This window comes from Kineococcus lubricus (genome assembly GCF_050871965.1).
Taxonomy (GTDB): Bacteria; Actinomycetota; Actinomycetes; order Actinomycetales; family Kineococcaceae; genus Kineococcus.
The window spans coordinates 1-17,638 of record NZ_JBJLSK010000054.1; the positions used below are offsets into that span (position 1 = coordinate 1).

A 17,638-nucleotide genomic window follows, 5' to 3' on the forward strand; every position below is an offset into this window, starting at 1 on the left:
CGCCCCCGCCCCCCCCCCCCCCCCCCCCCCCCCCCCGCCCCCGCCCGCCCCCCCCCCCCCCCCCCCCCCCCCCCCCCCCCTAGACTGCCTGCCCGTGAAGACCTTCGACGCCCTGTTCGCCGAACTGAGCGACAAGGCGCTGACCCGGCCCACGGGCTCGCGGACGGTGCTGGAACTGGACGCCGGCGTCCATGCCATCGGCAAGAAGGTCGTCGAGGAGGCCGCCGAGGTGTGGATGGCCGCCGAGCACGAGTCGGGGGAACGGACCGCCGAGGAGATCTCGCAGCTGCTGTACCACCTGCAGGTGCTGATGATCTCCCGCGGGCTGACGCTCGACGACGTGTACTCCCACCTCTGAGCCCCCGGAGCCCGACGTGCCCACCAAGCAGATCCGCATCGCCGTCCCCAACAAGGGGTCGCTGTCCGAGGCCGCGTCCGCGATGCTGCGCGAAGCCGGCTACAACCAGCGCCGCGAGGCCAAGGAGCTCCTCCTCGACGACCCGGCCAACTCCGCCCAGTTCGTCTTCCTGCGCCCGCGCGACATCGCCCTGTACGTCGGCTCGGGCACCCTCGACGCCGGCATCACCGGCCGCGACCTGCTGCTGGACTCCCGCGCCCCGGCCGACGAGATCCTCCCGCTCGGCTTCGCCCGCAGCACCTTCCGCTTCGCCGGCCGCCCCGGCGTCGCCACCGGCGTGGCCGACCTCGAGGGCCGGCGCATCGCCACCAGCTACTCCGGGCTGCTGGCCAAGCACCTCGCCGACCACGGCGTGACCGCCGACATCGTCCACCTCGACGGGGCCGTCGAGACCGCCGTCGCGCTCGGCATCGCCGACGTCATCGCCGACGTGGTCGAGACCGGCACGACGCTGCGCGCGGCCGGGCTGGAGATCTTCGGCGAGCCGATCATGACGTCCGAGGCCACGCTGGTGCGCCGCGCCGGCGCCGAGCCCGACCCGGCCGTCGAGGTCCTCGTGCGCCGCCTGCAGGGCGTGCTGGTCGCCCGCCAGTACGTGATCGTCGACTACGACTGCCCCCGCGCGCTCGTCGAGCGGGCGTTCGCGATCACCCCGGGGCTGGAGTCCCCGACGGTCTCGCCGCTGGCCAACGAGGACTGGGTCGCGGTGCGGGCCATGGTCCGCAGCGCGGAGACCAACCGCGTCATGGACGAGCTCTACGACCTCGGGGCCCGCGGGATCCTCGTCACCAGCATCCACGCCTGTCGCCTGTGAACTCGCTGCGGGACAAGGACTTCCGCCCGCGGCGGGCCCGCGTCGTCGGCTTCGGCTTCGCGATCGGCATCACCGTGGTCATGATCGGCATGTCGATCGGGCTGTCGTTGGCCCCCGACTCGGGGTGGACCGGGCAGGACACCGTCTCGGCCGTGCTGTTCACCGCCCTGCTCGTGGGGGTGCTCCTGCGGATCGTGACGGTGCACGCCAGGGTCACCGAGGCGGGCCTGGTGGTCCGCAACGTCGTCTTCACCCGCACCGTCGAGTGGGGCGAGGTCGTCGCCGTCCGCTTCGGCGGGGCCGACCCCTGGCTGACCCTCGACCTCGACGACGGGGAGAACCTCGCCGTCATGGCCGTGCAGCGCGCCGACGGCGAGCGCGCCCGCAGCGAGGCCCTGCGGCTGGCCCGGCTCGTCGAGGAGCGTTCCGGACGCTAGGACGACGCTAGGACCACGCCGGTTCGGTGCCCACCGCCGTCCCCGACGTGAACCGCACGTCGGGCCGGACCGGGCAGCGGGCGAACAGCCGGTCCTCCTGCGCGGCCCAGGCGTCCCAGTGCGGGGCGAAGGTCTCCCCGTCCCGGGTCAGGGCCCGGTCGCGGCGCACGAGCGGGTCGGCGACCAGCTCCACGAGCAGGTCCACCGGTCCCGCGCAGCTCGCGCCGACCCCCTCGACCACGACGAGCCCCGCCGTCGGCAGCGGCACCGAGCGCGTGTACGCGCCCCGATCCCAGTCCCAGACCGGCTGCGTCGTGGGCCGGCCGGTGCGCAGCCGGGCCAGCAGCCCGCGCAGCAGGTCGACCGCCGCCTCCAGCCCGGACCAGCCGGGGTACAGGTCGTCCAGGTGCACGACCGTCGCGCCCGTGCGCGCGGCCAGCGCCGCCGCCAGCTCCGTCTTGCCCGACCCCGACCGGCCCTCGACCGCGACGACCGTCGGCCCCGCCGCCGGGGAGGGCGCGGCCGCCAGCAGGGCGAGGACCTCCTCGACGACGCCGGTGGTGGTGCTCAGAACCACGTGGGGCACCACGGCTGCTCGGGGGTCGCCATCAGCGTGGACAGGGCGAAGGCCGCCGCGGCGGTGCCCCCCAGGCGCCCCGCGGCGTGCAGCGCCACGGCCGACGTCCCGCCCAGCAGCAGCGACGACAGGTCGCCCACCGACAGCACCACGTCCGGGTCGGCGTCGGTCGTGGTGACCTCCGCGCACACCCACCCGTCGGCGCCGCACCGCTGCGTCGCGACGTGCAGCCGCACCGTCGCGGCGGCCGGGCCCAGCGGGTCGACGACCCTCAGGACGAGCGTCCCGCAGCCCAGGTAGCGCCGCGCCGCCAGCGCCCCGGGGACGTCCAGCACCCGCAGCCACAGGAAGTCGTCGACCGGGCCGGTCTGCACCGCGCGCGGGTCCACGAGCAGGTGCGGCAGCAGCTCGTCGACGGGGCGGTCCCGGGCCCGGGTCGTGCGCACGAGGTCCAGGGAGGTCAGGAACCCCCACAACGCCCGGTAGGCCGCCGGGTCCGTCGCGCACAGGTCCCGGACGTGGACCGTGCCGTTCGGCACCCGCCCCACCGAGTCGTCGACGACGTCGTAGGCGACGTACCCGTCGGGCGCGCCCCGCTCGTCGCGGTGCAGCACGACCTGCCCGCGCGGGCCCACCCAGCGGCCCTCGCCGCGGCGACCGGCGGCCTCCCACCAGGCCGCGTCGCGGTCCAGGCCCCCCGGGCGGTGGCGACGGGCCCGGTCGTGGACCTCGGCGAGCTCGGCGGTCCGCCCGGCCGGCACGAACTCCAGCGACCCCGCCGCGGCGGGGGCGTCGGGGCGGAAGGCGACCCGGGAGTTGTCCACGACCAGGCTCGTCGCCCGCGTCGCCGCCCCGAAGCCGAACCGGCCGTAGATGGGCGCCTCGGCGGCGATGAGCGCGGCGAAGGCGTGCCCCTCGCGCCGGGCCCGCTCCAGGTCGGCCGTCAGCATCCGCGACAGCAGCCCGCGGCGGCGGTGCGTCGGCAGGACGGTCGCGGTGGACACCGCGTCGACGCCGACCGGCCCCGCGCCGGGCATCGTGACCTCGGCGTCGAAGGTGCGCAGCGTCGCCACCACGCGCTCCTCCCCGGCGACGGTGTCGTGCACGGCCGTCAGGCGGTGTCCCGCCAGCGCCCGCTGCCGCTCGTCGAGGAACTCGTCGGTGGGGGCGACGTCGAGGAAGGCCGCCCGGCTCGGCACGGACCAGGCCCGCAGCGCCTCCCGGTCGGCCGGGTCGATCCGTCCCACGCGCAGCCCGGTGTCAGAGGTGCCCACGCCGCCGACGGTACCGTTCACCCGTGAGCGTCGCCGTCCGTGTCATCCCCTGCCTCGACGTCGACGCCGGCCGCGTCGTCAAGGGCGTGAACTTCGCCGACCTGCGGGACGCGGGCGACCCCGTCGAGCTGGCCCGCCGCTACGACGCCGAGGGCGCCGACGAGCTGACCTTCCTCGACGTGACCGCGTCCTCGGGCTCGCGGGAGACGACGTACGACGTGGTGCGCCGCACCGCGGAGCAGGTGTTCATCCCGCTGACCGTCGGCGGCGGCGTCCGCAGCGTCGCGGACGTGGAGAAGCTGCTGCGCGCCGGCGCGGACAAGGTCGGCGTCAACACCGCCGCGATCGCCCGCCCGGAGCTGATCGCCGAGATCGCCGGCCGGTTCGGCGCGCAGGTCCTCGTCCTGTCCGTCGACGCCCGGCGCACGCTGCCGGGCGAGCCGTCCACGGCGTCGGGCTACGAGGTGACCACCCACGGCGGCCGCCGGGGGACGGGGCTGGACGCCGTCGAGTGGGCGGCCCGGGCCGCGGAGCTGGGGGCGGGGGAGATCCTGCTGAACTCGATGGACGCCGACGGCACCAAGCGGGGCTTCGACCTGGAGATGCTGCGCGAGGTCCGCGCCCGGGTCGGCGTGCCCCTGGTGGCCAGCGGCGGCGCCGGGGCCGTGGAGCACTTCCCCCCGGCCGTCGCCGCGGGCGCCGACGCCGTCCTGGCCGCGAGCGTCTTCCACTTCGGGCAGCTGACGATCGGCGAGGTCAAGGACGCGCTGCGCGCCACGGGCGCCCCGGTCCGCTAGGCGGGGAAGGTCTCGCCGAAGCGGGCCACCGCGGCGGGGCTGCCGTCGACCGCGACGACCGCCCGGCTGCGGCGCCCGAAGGCGTGCAGCAGCAGCTCGGCCGGTTCGCCGGTGAGGGCCACGGACTCCTCACCCGGGCGCACCACCGCCCGCGGCCCGGCCGGGGTGACCAGCACCACGCCCACGCCGGCGCGGCGGTAGGCGACGCGGCCCACGACCTTCACCGTCCGCCACAGCGCGGCGTCCTGGGCCCGGGGCAGCTCGCGCGGGGCCCAGCCGGGCTGGGCGCGCAGGACGTCCTCGTGGTGGACGAAGAACTCGGCGCTGTTGGCCAGCCCGTCCAGGGCCGGCAGCTTCAGCGGTCCGCGCGGGCCGTTGCGCACCCGCTCGACGAGATCGGCGAACGGCTGCTCGCGCAGACCGGCCAGGACCCGGTCGCGGTGGCCGCGCAGGGGGCCGACGGCCTCCCCGAGCACCACGTCGGGCCGGTTGTCGCGCACCGCGAGGTGGACCAGCAGGTCGCGCACGTCCCAGCCGGCGCACAGCGTCGGCGCCTGCGGCCCGACCCGCAACGCGCTGTCGCACAAGCCGTCCCGTTCACGGCGGGCGTCGCTGGGGTGCCTGGTGGGGGTGACCATGCCGCCGATGCTCCCACCCGCGCCCGACGGCGCGGCCCCCGGGCGGTGAGACGATGGCCCGCGTGTCGTCCCCAGCCCTTGACCCCCGCATCGCCGACCGCCTCAAGCGGGACCCCAACGGCCTCGTCTGCGCCGTCGTGCAGCAGCACGACACCCGCGAGGTGCTCATGGTCGCGTGGATGAACGACGACGCGCTGGCCCGCACCCTGGCCACCGGCCGGGCGACGTACTGGTCGCGCAGCCGCTCGCAGCTGTGGCGCAAGGGCGACACGTCCGGGCACGTCCAGCTGGTGCGCAAGGTCTCCCTGGACTGCGACGGCGACGCCCTGCTGCTGGAGGTCGAGCAGGTCGGCGCCGCCTGCCACACCGGGGACCGCACCTGCTTCGAGGCGACGACCCTGCCCGTCGCCGCGCCGACCGCGTGAGCGCCCGTCCCCGCGACCGCCGGGGGCCCCTGCTGCTGCTGGCCGCCGCCGCGGCCGTCCTCGCGCTGGCCGCCGGGGCCCCGACCTGGGTGTCCGGTCAGGTCGTCACGGTCACCGGGGACACCGCGGTCGCGGCCGACGGCCGGCAGGCCGCGCCCGTCGCGACGGCCCTGGCCCTGGTCGCGCTGGCCGCGGTCGTGGCCTCCACGCTGGGGCGCCGCGCGGCGCGCGCGGTCGCCGCGCTGGTGCTGGTGCTCGCCGGGGCCGGGGTGGTCGCCGCCAGCGCCGGCGTGCTCACCTCGCCGCGGACCGCGCTGGCCGCCCCGGCGCGCGCGGCGAGCGGGACGACGCAGGCCGAGCTGGACGGCGACCCGGTGCTGCGGCCCTGGCCGGTGGTCTCGGCCGCCGGCGGGGTGCTGGTCGCGGTCGCCGGGCTCGGCGTCCTGGCCGGGGCCCGGCGCGGGGGGACGGCCACGGCCTCGGCGCGGCACGAGCGCGACGCCCGGCGGGAGGTCGCCGGCCCCCGCGAGGACCCCGCGGCGGCCTGGGACTCGCTGTCGCACGGCGAGGACCCCACCGCCCGCTGAGGGCGGCCGCGCCCGGTCCCGCCCCCGGGGCCCGGAGTCGGTACGGTGTGCGTAGTACAGCCGCGGGGCACCCGCCGCCCCGGTCCGGCCGCCCCGTCTCGACCCGCCCCACGAGGAGCCCAGCGTGAGCACCCAGCCGAACCCCACCGCCCACGGGGACGCCGACATCGCCGACGAGCACGGGCACGGGCACAGCGTCGCCGCCTGGGCGGGGGTCGGGGTCTGCCTGCTCGGCTTCCTCATCCTGTCGCTGGCCATCGTCTTCCCGAGCTGGACGTGGGGGATCGTCGGCGGCGTCGTCATCCTCGCCTCGCTGGTCGTGGCGGCGGGGCTGGCCAAGGCCGGCTACGGGGTCAAGGGCGCGGACGGCAAGCCCGTCGGCGCCGGCCGCCCCAAGCGCTGAGCCACCCCGGCCCGGGACGCCGGTGCGCGGGGATACCCTCGACGCGTGACAGTCCTCGACGACATCCTGGCCGGCGTCCGCGAGGACCTGGCGGCGCGCAAAGCGCTCACCACGCTCGACGAGCTGAAGGAACGCGCGCACCGGCAGGTCCCGGCCAAGGACGCCCACGGCCTGCTGAAGCCGCGTGACGCCGAGCAGCGCGGGGTGAAGGTCATCGCCGAGGTGAAGCGCAAGAGCCCCTCCAAGGGTGCCCTGGCCCCCATCGCCGACCCGGCCGCGCTCGCCGGGCAGTACGAGGCCGGTGGCGCCAGTGTCATCAGCGTCCTGACCGAGCAGCGCCGCTTCGGCGGCAGCCTCGACGACCTGCGCGCCGTGCGGCTGGCCGTGGACGTCCCGGTGCTGCGTAAGGACTTCGTCGTGGAGTCGTACCAGCTGTGGGAGGCCCGCGCCTGGGGGGCCGACGTCGTGCTCCTCATCGTCGCCGCCCTCGAGCAGGAAGCCCTGGTGTCCCTCATCGAACGCACCCACTCCCTGGGCATGACCGCGCTGGTGGAGGTGCACACGGCCGAGGAGGTCGCCCGCGCCCTCGACGCCGACGCGCGGGTCATCGGGGTGAACAACCGCAACCTCAAGACCCTCGAGGTCGACAACGGCACGTTCGCCGACCTCGCCCCGCTCATCCCGGACAGCAAGGTCAAGGTCGCCGAGTCGGGTGTCTCCGGGCCCCGGGACGTGGTGGAGTTCGCCCGCGCCGGCGCCGACGCGGTCCTGGTCGGCGAGACCCTGGTGAAGGGCGACGACCCGCGCCGGGCCGTGGCCGACCTCGTGGCCGCCGGTGCGCACCCGGCCGTGCAGGCGGTGCGCCCGTGACGACGTCGCCGACCTCCCCGGCCACCGCGGACCGTCGCTTCGCCGAGGAGCGCGGGCCGTACTTCGGCGCCTTCGGCGGCCGCTTCGTGCCCGAGGCGCTGGTCGCCGCCCTCGACGAGATCGAGGCGGCGCACGACGCCGCGATGTCCGACCCCGGCTACCTGGCCGAGCTCGCCGAGCTGCACCGCAGCTACACCGGCCGCCCGAGCATCCTGACCGAGGTCCCGCGGTTCGCGGCCCACGCCGGTGGCGCCCGGGTCGTCCTCAAGCGCGAGGACCTCAACCACACCGGGTCGCACAAGATCAACAACGTCCTCGGGCAGGCCCTGCTGACCCGGCGGATGGGCAAGAAGCGGATCATCGCCGAGACCGGTGCCGGTCAGCACGGCGTCGCGACGGCGACCGCCGCGGCGCTGATGGGCCTGGAGTGCACCATCTACATGGGCGAGGAGGACACCCGGCGCCAGGCGCTGAACGTCGCCCGCATGCGCCTGCTCGGCGCCGAGGTCGTGCCCGTCACCGCGGGCAGCCGGACCCTCAAGGACGCCGTCAACGAGGCGTTCCGCGACTGGGTCGCCTCGGTCGACACCACGCACTACGCGTTCGGCACCGTCGCGGGCCCGCACCCGTTCCCCGTCCTGGTCCGCGACCTGCAGCGCATCGTGGGGATCGAGGCCCGCCAGCAGGTCCAGGACCTCGTGGGCCGGCTGCCCGACGTCGTCGCGGCCTGCGTCGGCGGCGGCTCCAACGCCATCGGGATCTTCCACGCCTTCCTCGACGACCCGTCGGTGGCGCTGCACGGCTTCGAGGCCGGCGGCGACGGCGTCGAGAGCGGACGGCACGCCGCCCCGATCTCGGCGGGCGCCACGGGCGTCTTCCAGGGCGCCCGCCAGTTCGTCATGCAGGACGAGGACGGGCAGACCGTCGAGTCGCACTCGATCTCGGCGGGCCTGGACTACCCCGGCGTGGGGCCCGAGCACTCCTGGCTCGCCGCCAGCGGCCGGGCCACGTACTCGCCGGTCACCGACGCCGAGGCCATGGAGGCCTTCCGGCTGCTGTGCCGCACCGAGGGGATCATCCCCGCCATCGAGAGCTCGCACGCCCTCGCCGGTGCCCTGCAGCTGGGGCGCCGGCTCGGCCCGGAGGCCGTCATCCTCGTCAGCCTGTCCGGCCGCGGGGACAAGGACGTGGACACCGCCGCCCGCTGGTTCGGGCTCGTCAGCGACGCCGACCTCGTCGCCTCGGAGGCCGAGCGGGTCTCCGAGACTCCCGAGAACACCGAAGGATCCGGCTGGTGAGCACTCCCGTGGAGACCCGTCCCGGCACGGCCGCCGCCGCGGTGGACCGCGCGAAGGCGCAGGACCGCGCGGCCCTGGTGGCCTACCTGCCCGTCGGGTTCCCCGACGTCGACACCTCGATCGCGGCCGCCAAGGCGGCGGTGGCCGGGGGCGCGGACGTCGTCGAGCTCGGGCTGCCGTACTCGGACCCGACGATGGACGGCCCGACGATCCAGCGCGCCGCCGAGGTCTGCCTGGCCAACCGGACGCGACCGTCGGACGTGCTGCGCGCGGTCGAGGCCGTCGCCGCCACCGGTGCGGCGGTGCTCGTCATGACCTACTGGCCGCCGGTCGACCGGTACGGCGTGGACCGCTGGGCGGCGGACCTGGCCGGCGCCGGGGGAGCCGGGCTCATCACGCCCGACCTCATCCCCGACGAGGCCGGCGCCTGGGTGGCGGCCAGCGACGCGCACGACCTCGAACGCGTCTTCCTCGTCGCCCCCAGCTCCACCGACGCCCGGCTGGCGATGACCGCCGCGGCCTGCCGCGGGTTCGTCTACGCCGCCTCGCTGATGGGCGTCACCGGGACGCGGGCGAGCGTGGGCGCGGGAGCCTCCGAGCTCGTCCGCCGCACCCGCGCCGCCGGGGCCGAGCGCGTCTGCGTCGGCCTGGGGGTCTCCACCCCCGCCCAGGCCACCGAGGTCGCCGGGTACGCCGACGGCGTCATCGTCGGGTCGGCCTTCGTCCAGCGGATGCTGGACGCCGACTCGACCGCGGCCGGCGTCCGGGCCGTGGGTGAGCTGGCCGAGGCGCTGGCCGCGGGCGTCCGCACCCGTCCCTGAACCACGAGGAGATCCACGACGTGAGCACCAAGAAGCCCGGCGGTCACCCGGCCCGCGCCGCGCAGGCCGAGGACGCCCGGGAGGCCCGTCGCGCCAAGGCGGCCGCGATGCGCCGGCGGGAGCTGGCCAAGGAGCGCAGCCGCCGGGTGCTGCTCATCAGCATCGCCGTGGTCGTGGTGCTCGCGGTCGTCGCCGTCGTCGCGGTCGTCATCGACCGCTCGCGCGAGGACGACGTCGCGCTGGCCGCGCAGGCCGTCCCGCCGAGCGCGGGCGCGCAGGGCGCCGGGTACGTGCTGCCGGGCACCCCCGTCGACGGGGCCCCGACGCTGGACGTGTGGCTGGACTACCAGTGCCCGGTCTGCAAGCGGTTCGAGACCGCGGCCGGGGACGCGGTCGTGGAGCTGGCGAGCTCGGGCCAGGCCAGGGTCGTCGTCCACACGCTGACGTTCCTGGATGGCAACCTCGGCAACGACTCCTCCCAGCGGGCGGCGGAGGCGGCGGCCGCCGCGGACGCGCAGGGCAGGTTCGTCGAGTTCAACGCGGCCACCTTCGCCGCGCAGCCCGACGAGGGCGTGGGCTACACGGTCGCGGACCTGCGCGCGATCGCCCGGACCGCGGGCGTCCCCGACCTGGACGCGTGGCAGGAGGCCGTCGAGGGCCACGCCTACCGCGACTACGTGAACTCCGTCGCCGACACCATGCAGGACAACGGCGTCACCGGCACACCGACCGTGACCGTGACGCCGGCCGGTGGTCAGAAGCAGGAGATCCCCACCGAGCAGCTGCTGGGCGCCGACCCGGCCGGTGCGCTGCAGGCGGCCGTCGCGGCCGCCACCACGACGCCGTGATCACTTCGCTCCCGGCCGTCCTGCCCAGCCCGACCGTCGCGGTGTGGCACCTGGGGCCGCTGCCGGTCCGGGCGTACGCGCTGTGCATCGTCGCCGGGATCGTCCTCGGCGTGCTGATCGCCGAGCGGCGCTGGCGGGCTCGGGGCGGCCGCCCCGACTTCGTCCTCGACGTGGCCGTGTGGGCCGTCCCGCTGGGGGTCGTCGGCGCGCGGGTGTACCACGTGATCACCTCCCCGCAGGCGTACTTCGGCGCCGGCGGCGACCCCGTCCGGGCGCTGTACGTCTGGGAGGGCGGGCTCGGCATCTGGGGCGCCATCGCGGGGGGAGCCGTCGGGGCCTGGATCGCCTGCCGTCGCGCCGGGTACCGCTTCCTGCCGCTGGCCGACGCCATGGCGCCGGGGTTGCTGGTCGCCCAGGCCCTGGGCCGCTGGGGGAACTGGTTCAACAACGAGCTCTTCGGCCGGGCGACCGACGTGCCGTGGGCGCTGACGATCCACGACTGGGACGAGGCCGCCGGGCGCGCGGTCCTCGACGCCGACGGCGACCCCGTCGTGACGGGCACCTACCACCCGACGTTCCTGTACGAGTCGCTGTGGTGCCTGCTGGTCGCGCTGGTGATCGTGCTGGCCGACCGCCGCTGGCAGCTGCGGCACGGGCAGTCCTTCTTCGCCTACGTCGCGCTGTACTGCCTCGGCCGGAGCGTGTTCGAGGCCCTGCGGATCGACGAGGCGAACCTCGTGCTGGGCCTGCGGGTCAACCAGTGGGTCGCCGCGATCGTCTTCGTCGCCGCACTCATCGCGTTCATCCGCTCACGCAGGGTGAATGCTGGTCGGGACGAGGTCCTGGAGCGGGTACATTCCTCCGAGTCGCCGACGGCCACCACCCCGGACGGCGACCCAGGGAGCCCGTCCGGCGGACAGACCGTCACCGCAGCGGGAGACCGTCCCTCACCGGACCGTGACGAACGGCCGGGCGCGCAGGATTCGTGACCGTTTCTGGATCCTCGTGTGATGACCGAGTGCACGTGAGCACGGCATCGCGCGCGTTACAGTGAGGTGAACGCGGGCCAGTGCCGTCCCCCGTTCGTGGATCGCGCCCCCCAGGCGCGAGCCTCATCTCGAAGAGACCGACCCGGCTCACCGAGATCCGCCCCCGGGGCGAACGCTCGAGGAGACCCGTCGAGAGACCCCCTGTCCACCGAGGTCCTTCCGGCCTCTCTCTTCAGGACGGTGCACTGCATGTCGCTTTCCCCTCAGCACCAGAGCGCACAGCAGACCGGGCCGCAGGTCCGCCCGCTGCCCTTCACGAGCTTCCCGGCCAACGCCGGGCTGTACGACCGTGACAACGAGAAGGACGCCTGCGGCGTCGCCTTCGTGGCGACCATGCGCGGCGAACCCGGTCACGACATCGTCGAGCACGCCCTCACGGCGCTGCGCAACCTCGACCACCGCGGCGCCGTCGGCGCCGAGACCAACACCGGCGACGGTGCCGGCATCCTGACCCAGGTCCCGGACGAGTTCCTGCGCGCCGTCATGGCCGAGCAGGGCGTCGAGCTGCCCCCCGAGGGCGCCTACGCCGCCGGCAACGTCTTCCTGCCGGTCGACGAGACCGAGCGCGCCGAGGCCGTGCGCCGCATCGAGGAGATCGCGCGCGCCGAGGGCCTCGACGTCCTCGGCTGGCGCGACGTCCCGGTGACCGCCGACCTCGTGGGGCAGCAGGCCCGCGCGGCCATGCCCCACTTCGCCCAGCTGTTCCTGGCCTCGGCGACGAACGGGCTGTCGGCGATGGAGACCGGCCTCGACCTCGACCGCCGCGTCTACCCGGTCCGCAAGCTCGCCGAGCGCGAGCTGGCCGTCTACTTCCCGTCGCTGTCGGCGCGGACCATGGTCTACAAGGGCATGCTGACCACCGGTCAGCTCGAGCCGTTCTTCCCCGACCTGTCCGACCGCCGCTTCGCCTCCGAGCTGGGCCTGGTCCACTCCCGCTTCTCGACGAACACCTTCCCGAGCTGGCCGCTGGCGCACCCCTTCCGGACGATCGCGCACAACGGCGAGATCAACACCGTCAAGGGCAACCGCAACTGGACCGCGGCGCGCGAGTCCACGATGAGCACCCCGCTCATCCCCGGCGACGTCCAGCGCCTCGGGCCGGTCTGCGCCACCGAGGGTTCCGACTCCGCCTCCTTCGACGAGGTCCTGGAGCTGCTGCACCTCGCCGGCCGGTCGCTGCCGCACGCGGTGCTGATGATGATCCCCGAGGCGTGGGAGAACAACACCGAGATGGACCCGGCCCGCCGGGCCTTCTACGAGTTCCACTCCATGTTCTCCGAGCCCTGGGACGGGCCCGCGAACCTCACCTTCACCGACGGCACCCTCATCGGCTGCGTCCTGGACCGCAACGGGCTGCGCCCCTCGCGCTACTGGGTCACCGACGACGGCCTGGTGGTGCTGGCCTCCGAGACGGGCGTCCTGGAGCTGGACCCCAGCTCGATCGTGGCCCGCGGCCGCGTCGCGCCCGGCAAGATGTTCCTCGTCGACACGGCCCGGGGCCGGATCGTCGACGACGAGGAGATCAAGGCCGAGCTGGCCGCGGCGCAGCCGTACGCCGAGTGGCTTAAGAACGTCGTGCGCCTGGGCGACCTGCCCCCGCGCGAGCACATCGTGCACTCCCACGCCTCGGTGACCCGTCGTCAGCAGACGTTCGGCTACACCGAGGAGGAGCTGCGGCTCATCCTGGCCCCGATGGCCCGCGCCGGCGCCGAGCCGATCGGGTCGATGGGGTCGGACACGCCGCTGGCCGTGCTCTCCTCGCGTCCGCGGATGCTCTTCGACTACTTCACCCAGCTCTTCGCGCAGGTGACCAACCCGCCGCTGGACGCGATCCGCGAGGAGCTGGTCACCTCGCTGATCAGCACCACCGGGCCGCAGAAGAACCCGCTGTCGGAGTCGGCCGCGCACTGCCACCAGCTGGTGCTGCCCTTCCCGGTCATCGACAACGACGAGCTCGCCAAGATCGTCCACATCGACCGCGACCGCCGCAACCCCGGACGCACCACCCACATCGTCAAGGGCCTGTACCGGGTCGCCGGCGGTGGGGCCGAACTGGCTCGCCGGATCGAGGAGATCCGCGCGGAGGTCTCGCGGGCCATCGCCGACGGCGCCGTGTTCGTGGTGCTGTCCGACCGCGACTCCAACGCCGAGTACGCGCCGATCCCGTCGCTGCTGCTGACCTCGGCGGTGCACCACCACCTCGTGCGGCAGAAGCTGCGCACGCAGGTCGGCCTGGTCGTCGAGGCCGGTGACGTGCGCGAGGTGCACCACGTCGCGCTGCTCATCGGCTACGGCGCGGCCGCGATCAACCCGTACCTGGCCATGGAGACCGTGGAGGACCTCGTCCGCCACGGGGTCATCACCACGGTCGACGCGCAGACCGCGGTCAAGAACCTCATCAAGGCGCTCGGCAAGGGCGTCCTGAAGGTCATGTCCAAGATGGGCATCTCGACCGTCGCCTCCTACCGCGGCGCGCAGGTCTTCGAGGCGCTGGGCCTGTCCCAGACCCTCGTCGACGAGTACTTCACCGCCACCACCTCCCGCCTCGGCGGCGTCGGGCTCGACGTGCTCGCCGAGGAGGTCGCGATGCGGCACCGCCTCGCCTACCCCGTGGAGGGGCAGGAGCGCGCGCACCGGCGCCTCGAGACCGGCGGGGAGTACCAGTGGCGCCGCGAGGGCGAGCCGCACCTGTTCGACCCCGAGACGGTCTTCCAGCTGCAGCACTCCACCCGGCAGCGCAACGAGGCCCTCTTCCGCAAGTACACCGCGCGGGTCGACGAGCAGTCCGAGCGCCTCATGACGCTGCGCGGGCTGCTGCAGCTGAAGAAGGGTGCCCGCGAGCCGATCCCGCTCGAGGAGGTCGAACCGGTCTCCGAGATCGTCAAGCGGTTCTCCACCGGGGCGATGAGCTACGGCTCCATCTCCCAGGAGGCCCACGAGGTCCTCGCGATCGCGATGAACCGCCTCGGCGGGCGCTCGAACTCCGGCGAGGGCGGCGAGGACGTCGACCGCCTGTACGACCCCGAGCGCACCTCGAAGGTCAAGCAGATCGCCTCGGGCCGCTTCGGGGTGACGAGCAACTACCTGACCTCGGCGACGGACCTGCAGATCAAGGTCGCCCAGGGCGCCAAGCCCGGTGAGGGCGGGCAGCTGCCCGGCCACAAGGTGTACCCGAACATCGCCCGGACCCGGCACTCCACGCCGGGCGTCGGGCTGATCTCGCCGCCGCCGCACCACGACATCTACTCGATCGAGGACATCGCCCAGCTCATCCACGACCTGAAGAACGCGAACCCGGCCGCCCGGGTCCACGTGAAGCTGGTCTCGGAGGTCGGGGTCGGGACCGTCGCGACCGGGGTGTCCAAGGCCAAGGCCGACGTCGTCCTCATCTCCGGGGCCGACGGCGGGACGGGCGCCGCCCCGCTGACGAGCCTGAAGCACGCCGGCGGACCCTGGGAGCTCGGCCTGGCCGAGACCCAGCAGACGCTGGTGGTCAACGGGCTGCGCGACCGGATCGTCGTGCAGGTCGACGGGCAGTTCAAGACCGGCCGCGACGTCGTCATCGCCGCGCTGCTGGGGGCCGAGGAGTTCGGTTTCGCGACCGCGCCGCTCGTCGTCTCGGGCTGCATCATGATGCGCGTCTGCCAGCTGGACACCTGCCCGGTCGGCGTCGCCACCCAGAACCCCGAGCTGCGCGCCCGGTTCACCGGCAAGGCCGAGTACGTCGTGAACTTCTTCGAGTTCGTGGCGCAGGAGGTCCGCGAGATGCTGGCCTCCCTCGGGTTCCGCTCCCTCGAGGAGGCCGTCGGCCACGTCGAGGTCCTCGACACCCGCCGCGCCGTCGCGCACTGGAAGGCGGCCGGTCTGGACCTCGCGCCGATCCTGCACGCCCCGGTGGCCCCGGAGGGCTCGACGCTGCACAACTCCACGACCCAGGACCACGGCCTGGAGAAGGCGCTGGACCACGTGCTCATCGAGCGCGCCGCCGACGCCCTCACCTCCGGGACGCCGGTGCGGGTCGAGCTGCCCGTCCGCAACGTCAACCGCACCGTCGGCACCCTGCTCGGTCACGAGCTGACCAAGAGGTGGGGCGAGGAGGGGCTGCCGGACGGCACGATCGACATCACCCTCACGGGGTCGGCCGGCCAGTCGCTCGGCGCCTTCCTGCCCAAGGGCATCACCCTGCGGCTGTTCGGGGACGCCAACGACTACGTCGGCAAGGGGCTGTCCGGCGGCACGATCGTGGTGCGCCCGGACAAGGCCTCGGGGTCGCGCGACCGCGACATCATCGCCGGCAACGTCATCGCCTACGGCGCCACGACGGGGACCCTGTTCCTGCGCGGTGAGGTCGGCGAGCGCTTCTGCGTCCGCAACTCCGGGGCGACGGCCGTCGTGGAGGGGGTGGGCGACCACGCGCTGGAGTACATGACCGGCGGTGAGGTCGTCGTCCTGGGCCGCACGGGCCGCAACGTCGCCGCGGGCATGTCGGGCGGCTTCGCCCACGTGCTCGACCTCAAGGAGCACCGGGTCAACCGCGACATGGTCGACGTCGTCCCGCTGGACGACGAGGCCGCCGCCCGGGTCCACGACCTGCTCGTGGCCCACCGGGAGAACACCGACTCCACCGTCGCCGCCAAGCTGCTGTCCGACTGGGGCAGCGCGCGGCAGCGTTTCTCGACGATCGTCCCGCGGGACTTCGCCCGCGTGCTCGAGGTCAAGGCCAAGGCCGTCTCCGACGGTCTCGAGCCCGACTCCGAGGCCGTGCTCACCCGCATCATGGAGGCTTCGCATGGTTGACCCCCGGGGGTTCCTCAACGTCCGCGAGCGCGAGCTGCCGCCTCGCCGGCCCGTGCCGCTGCGCCTGATGGACTGGCGCGAGGTCTACGAGAAGCAGGACCGCACCCAGCTCAAGCGGCAGGCCGGCCGCTGCATGGACTGCGGCATCCCGTTCTGCCACAACGCCTGCCCGCTGGGGAACCTCATCCCCGAGTGGAACGACCTGGTGAGCCGCGGTGACATGCGCGAGGCCATCGAGCGGCTGCACGCGACGAACAACTTCCCCGAGTTCACCGGGAAGCTGTGCCCGGCCCCGTGCGAGTCGGCCTGCGTGCTGGGCATCAACCAGCCGCCGGTGACCATCAAGCAGGTCGAGGTGATGATCGCCGAGAACGCCGCCGAGTCCGGCTGGATCACCCCGCAGGTGCCCGAGCGGCTGACCGGCAAGACCGTGGCCGTCATCGGCTCCGGCCCGGCGGGTCTGGCCGCGGCCCAGCAGCTGACGCGCTCGGGGCACACGGTCGTCGTCTACGAGCGCGACGACGCCATCGGCGGGCTGATGCGCTACGGCATCCCCGAGTTCAAGATGGAGCGCGCGGTCCTGGACCGCCGGCTGGCGCAGATGGAGGCCGAGGGCACCCGGTTCCGGCCGGGCGTCGAGATCGGCGTCGACATCACCGGTGAGCAGCTGCGCGACCGCTTCGACGCGGTGGTCGTGGCGACCGGGGCGACGCAGTGGCGCGAGGTCGACCTGCCCGGCCGCGACCTGGCCGGCATCCACCAGGCGATGACGTACCTGCCCCCGACCAACCGCGTCGCGGTCGGTCAGGAACGGCCGGCGGACTACATCGACGCCGAGGGCCTGGACGTCGTCGTCATCGGCGGCGGGGACACCGGGTCGGACTGCTACGGCACCGCGCTGCGCCAGGGGGCGAAGTCGGTGACGCAGCTGGACATCTACCCGATGGCCCCCGAGGAGCGCGCCGCGCACGAGCCGTGGCCGACCGTCCCGAAGGTGTTCTCGGTCTCCAGCTCCCACGAGGAGGGCGGGACCCGCAAGTTCTCCGCCTCGACGCGGGAGTTCGTGGGGGAGGACGGCCGGGTCACCGGGCTGCGGCTGGTCGAGGTGACCAAGGTCGACGGCGTCTGGACGCCGGTCGAGGGCACCGAGCACGACATCCCGGCCCAGCTGGTGCTGCTGGCCATCGGCTTCGCCGGTCCCGAGCACGGCGACCTCGTCGGCCAGCTGGGGCTGGGGACCGACGCCCGCACCCGGTTCACCCGGACCCCCGGCTACGCCACCGGCACCCCGGGCGTGTTCGTCGCCGGGGACGCCGGCCGGGGTCAGTCGCTCATCGTGTGGGCCATCGCGGAGGGGCGGGCGTGCGCGGCCGCCGTCGACGAGTTCCTCATGGGCGACACCGCGCTGCCGTCGCCCATCCGGGCCGACGCGGTGCCGCTGACGGCCTGAGCGGCCGCGACGCACGGACGAGGGGGGGGGGGGGGGGGGGGGGGGCCCCCCCGCGCGGGCCCCCCGCCGCCCCGGCGGGGGCCGGGGGGCGCCGCGGGGGCGCGCGCGCGGCGTGTGGGCCGCCCCCGCCCCCCG

General features: G+C 74.6%; 17 protein-coding genes. 14 read left to right on the forward strand and 3 right to left on the reverse strand.

Annotated elements, in window-relative coordinates; translation table 11 throughout:
- Nucleotides 1–94: 94 nt before the first annotated feature.
- From ACRYRX_RS21960 to ACRYRX_RS21970, 3 genes are read left to right on the forward strand one after another with little or no spacing between them, the layout of a single operon-like run.
- Nucleotides 95–358: a phosphoribosyl-ATP diphosphatase gene (locus tag ACRYRX_RS21960; RefSeq protein ID WP_432515297.1), complete on the forward strand. Its 264-nt coding sequence runs from the start codon at nt 95–97 to the stop codon at nt 356–358.
- 16 nt (nt 359–374) lie between these two features.
- Nucleotides 375–1,232 carry an ATP phosphoribosyltransferase gene (hisG, locus tag ACRYRX_RS21965; protein WP_432515298.1) on the forward strand — a complete coding sequence of 286 codons (858 nt, stop codon included), beginning with the start codon at nt 375–377 and terminating at the stop codon, nt 1,230–1,232.
- Nucleotides 1,229–1,669, forward strand: a complete 441-nt coding sequence (locus ACRYRX_RS21970; RefSeq protein WP_432515299.1) for a PH domain-containing protein — start codon at nt 1,229–1,231, stop codon at nt 1,667–1,669. The genes hisG and ACRYRX_RS21970 overlap by 4 nt, the downstream gene beginning before the upstream one ends.
- A 7-nt stretch (nt 1,670–1,676) precedes the next feature.
- Here the strand turns inward: ACRYRX_RS21970 and ACRYRX_RS21975 are convergent, their stop codons facing one another.
- Both ACRYRX_RS21975 and ACRYRX_RS21980 read right to left on the reverse strand, forming a co-directional pair.
- Nucleotides 1,677–2,246, reverse strand: coding sequence for a nucleoside/nucleotide kinase family protein (locus tag ACRYRX_RS21975; protein WP_432515300.1), 570 nt, complete (start codon nt 2,244–2,246; stop codon nt 1,677–1,679).
- Nucleotides 2,237–3,520, reverse strand: coding sequence for a GNAT family N-acetyltransferase (locus ACRYRX_RS21980; RefSeq protein ID WP_432515301.1), 1,284 nt, complete (start codon nt 3,518–3,520; stop codon nt 2,237–2,239). The genes ACRYRX_RS21975 and ACRYRX_RS21980 overlap by 10 nt, the downstream gene beginning before the upstream one ends.
- 23 nt (nt 3,521–3,543) lie before the next feature.
- On the opposite strand from ACRYRX_RS21980, the gene hisF reads away from it, so the two are divergent.
- Nucleotides 3,544–4,317, forward strand: a complete 774-nt coding sequence (hisF, locus tag ACRYRX_RS21985) for an imidazole glycerol phosphate synthase subunit HisF (protein WP_432515302.1) — start codon at nt 3,544–3,546, stop codon at nt 4,315–4,317.
- On the opposite strand, the gene ACRYRX_RS21990 is transcribed toward hisF, so the two are convergent.
- Nucleotides 4,314–4,955, reverse strand: a complete 642-nt coding sequence (locus ACRYRX_RS21990; RefSeq protein WP_432515303.1) for a TIGR03085 family metal-binding protein — start codon at nt 4,953–4,955, stop codon at nt 4,314–4,316. The genes hisF and ACRYRX_RS21990 overlap by 4 nt on opposite strands.
- A 53-nt stretch (nt 4,956–5,008) precedes the next feature.
- On the opposite strand from ACRYRX_RS21990, the gene hisI reads away from it, so the two are divergent.
- From hisI to ACRYRX_RS22040, 10 genes are all read left to right on the forward strand, one after another.
- Nucleotides 5,009–5,380: a phosphoribosyl-AMP cyclohydrolase gene (gene hisI / locus ACRYRX_RS21995; protein ID WP_432515304.1), complete on the forward strand. Its 372-nt coding sequence runs from the start codon at nt 5,009–5,011 to the stop codon at nt 5,378–5,380.
- Nucleotides 5,377–5,967 carry a Trp biosynthesis-associated membrane protein gene (locus ACRYRX_RS22000; protein WP_432515305.1) on the forward strand — a complete coding sequence of 197 codons (591 nt, stop codon included), beginning with the start codon at nt 5,377–5,379 and terminating at the stop codon, nt 5,965–5,967. The genes hisI and ACRYRX_RS22000 overlap by 4 nt, the downstream gene beginning before the upstream one ends.
- A gap of 124 nt (nt 5,968–6,091) precedes the next feature.
- On the forward strand, nt 6,092–6,370 hold the full coding sequence (locus tag ACRYRX_RS22005) for an HGxxPAAW family protein (RefSeq protein WP_432515306.1): 279 nt from the start codon (nt 6,092–6,094) through the stop codon (nt 6,368–6,370).
- A 45-nt stretch (nt 6,371–6,415) separates the two neighbouring features.
- Nucleotides 6,416–7,240: an indole-3-glycerol phosphate synthase TrpC gene (gene trpC, locus ACRYRX_RS22010; protein ID WP_432515308.1), complete on the forward strand. Its 825-nt coding sequence runs from the start codon at nt 6,416–6,418 to the stop codon at nt 7,238–7,240.
- The gene (gene trpB / locus ACRYRX_RS22015; protein ID WP_432515309.1) at nt 7,237–8,538 is read left to right on the forward strand and encodes a tryptophan synthase subunit beta; all 1,302 of its coding nucleotides are present in this window, start codon (nt 7,237–7,239) and stop codon (nt 8,536–8,538) included. The genes trpC and trpB overlap by 4 nt, the downstream gene beginning before the upstream one ends.
- Nucleotides 8,535–9,359, forward strand: a complete 825-nt coding sequence (gene trpA / locus ACRYRX_RS22020; protein WP_432515310.1) for a tryptophan synthase subunit alpha — start codon at nt 8,535–8,537, stop codon at nt 9,357–9,359. The genes trpB and trpA overlap by 4 nt, the downstream gene beginning before the upstream one ends.
- 20 nt (nt 9,360–9,379) lie before the next feature.
- A complete protein-coding gene (locus ACRYRX_RS22025) occupies nt 9,380–10,207 on the forward strand; it encodes a DsbA family protein (RefSeq protein WP_432515311.1) in 828 nt (275 codons plus the stop codon).
- Nucleotides 10,204–11,196: a prolipoprotein diacylglyceryl transferase gene (gene lgt / locus ACRYRX_RS22030; protein ID WP_432515312.1), complete on the forward strand. Its 993-nt coding sequence runs from the start codon at nt 10,204–10,206 to the stop codon at nt 11,194–11,196. Before ACRYRX_RS22025 ends, lgt begins: the two co-directional genes overlap by 4 nt.
- Before the next feature lie 249 nt (nt 11,197–11,445).
- Complete coding sequence (gene gltB / locus ACRYRX_RS22035) at nt 11,446–16,053, forward strand: glutamate synthase large subunit (RefSeq protein ID WP_432515313.1); 4,608 nt, start codon at nt 11,446–11,448, stop codon at nt 16,051–16,053.
- Nucleotides 16,046–17,503 (forward strand): glutamate synthase subunit beta, encoded by a 1,458-nt coding sequence (locus tag ACRYRX_RS22040; protein WP_432515314.1) that lies wholly within the window; start codon nt 16,046–16,048, stop codon nt 17,501–17,503. Before gltB ends, ACRYRX_RS22040 begins: the two co-directional genes overlap by 8 nt.
- Nucleotides 17,504–17,638: the final 135 nt, after the last annotated feature.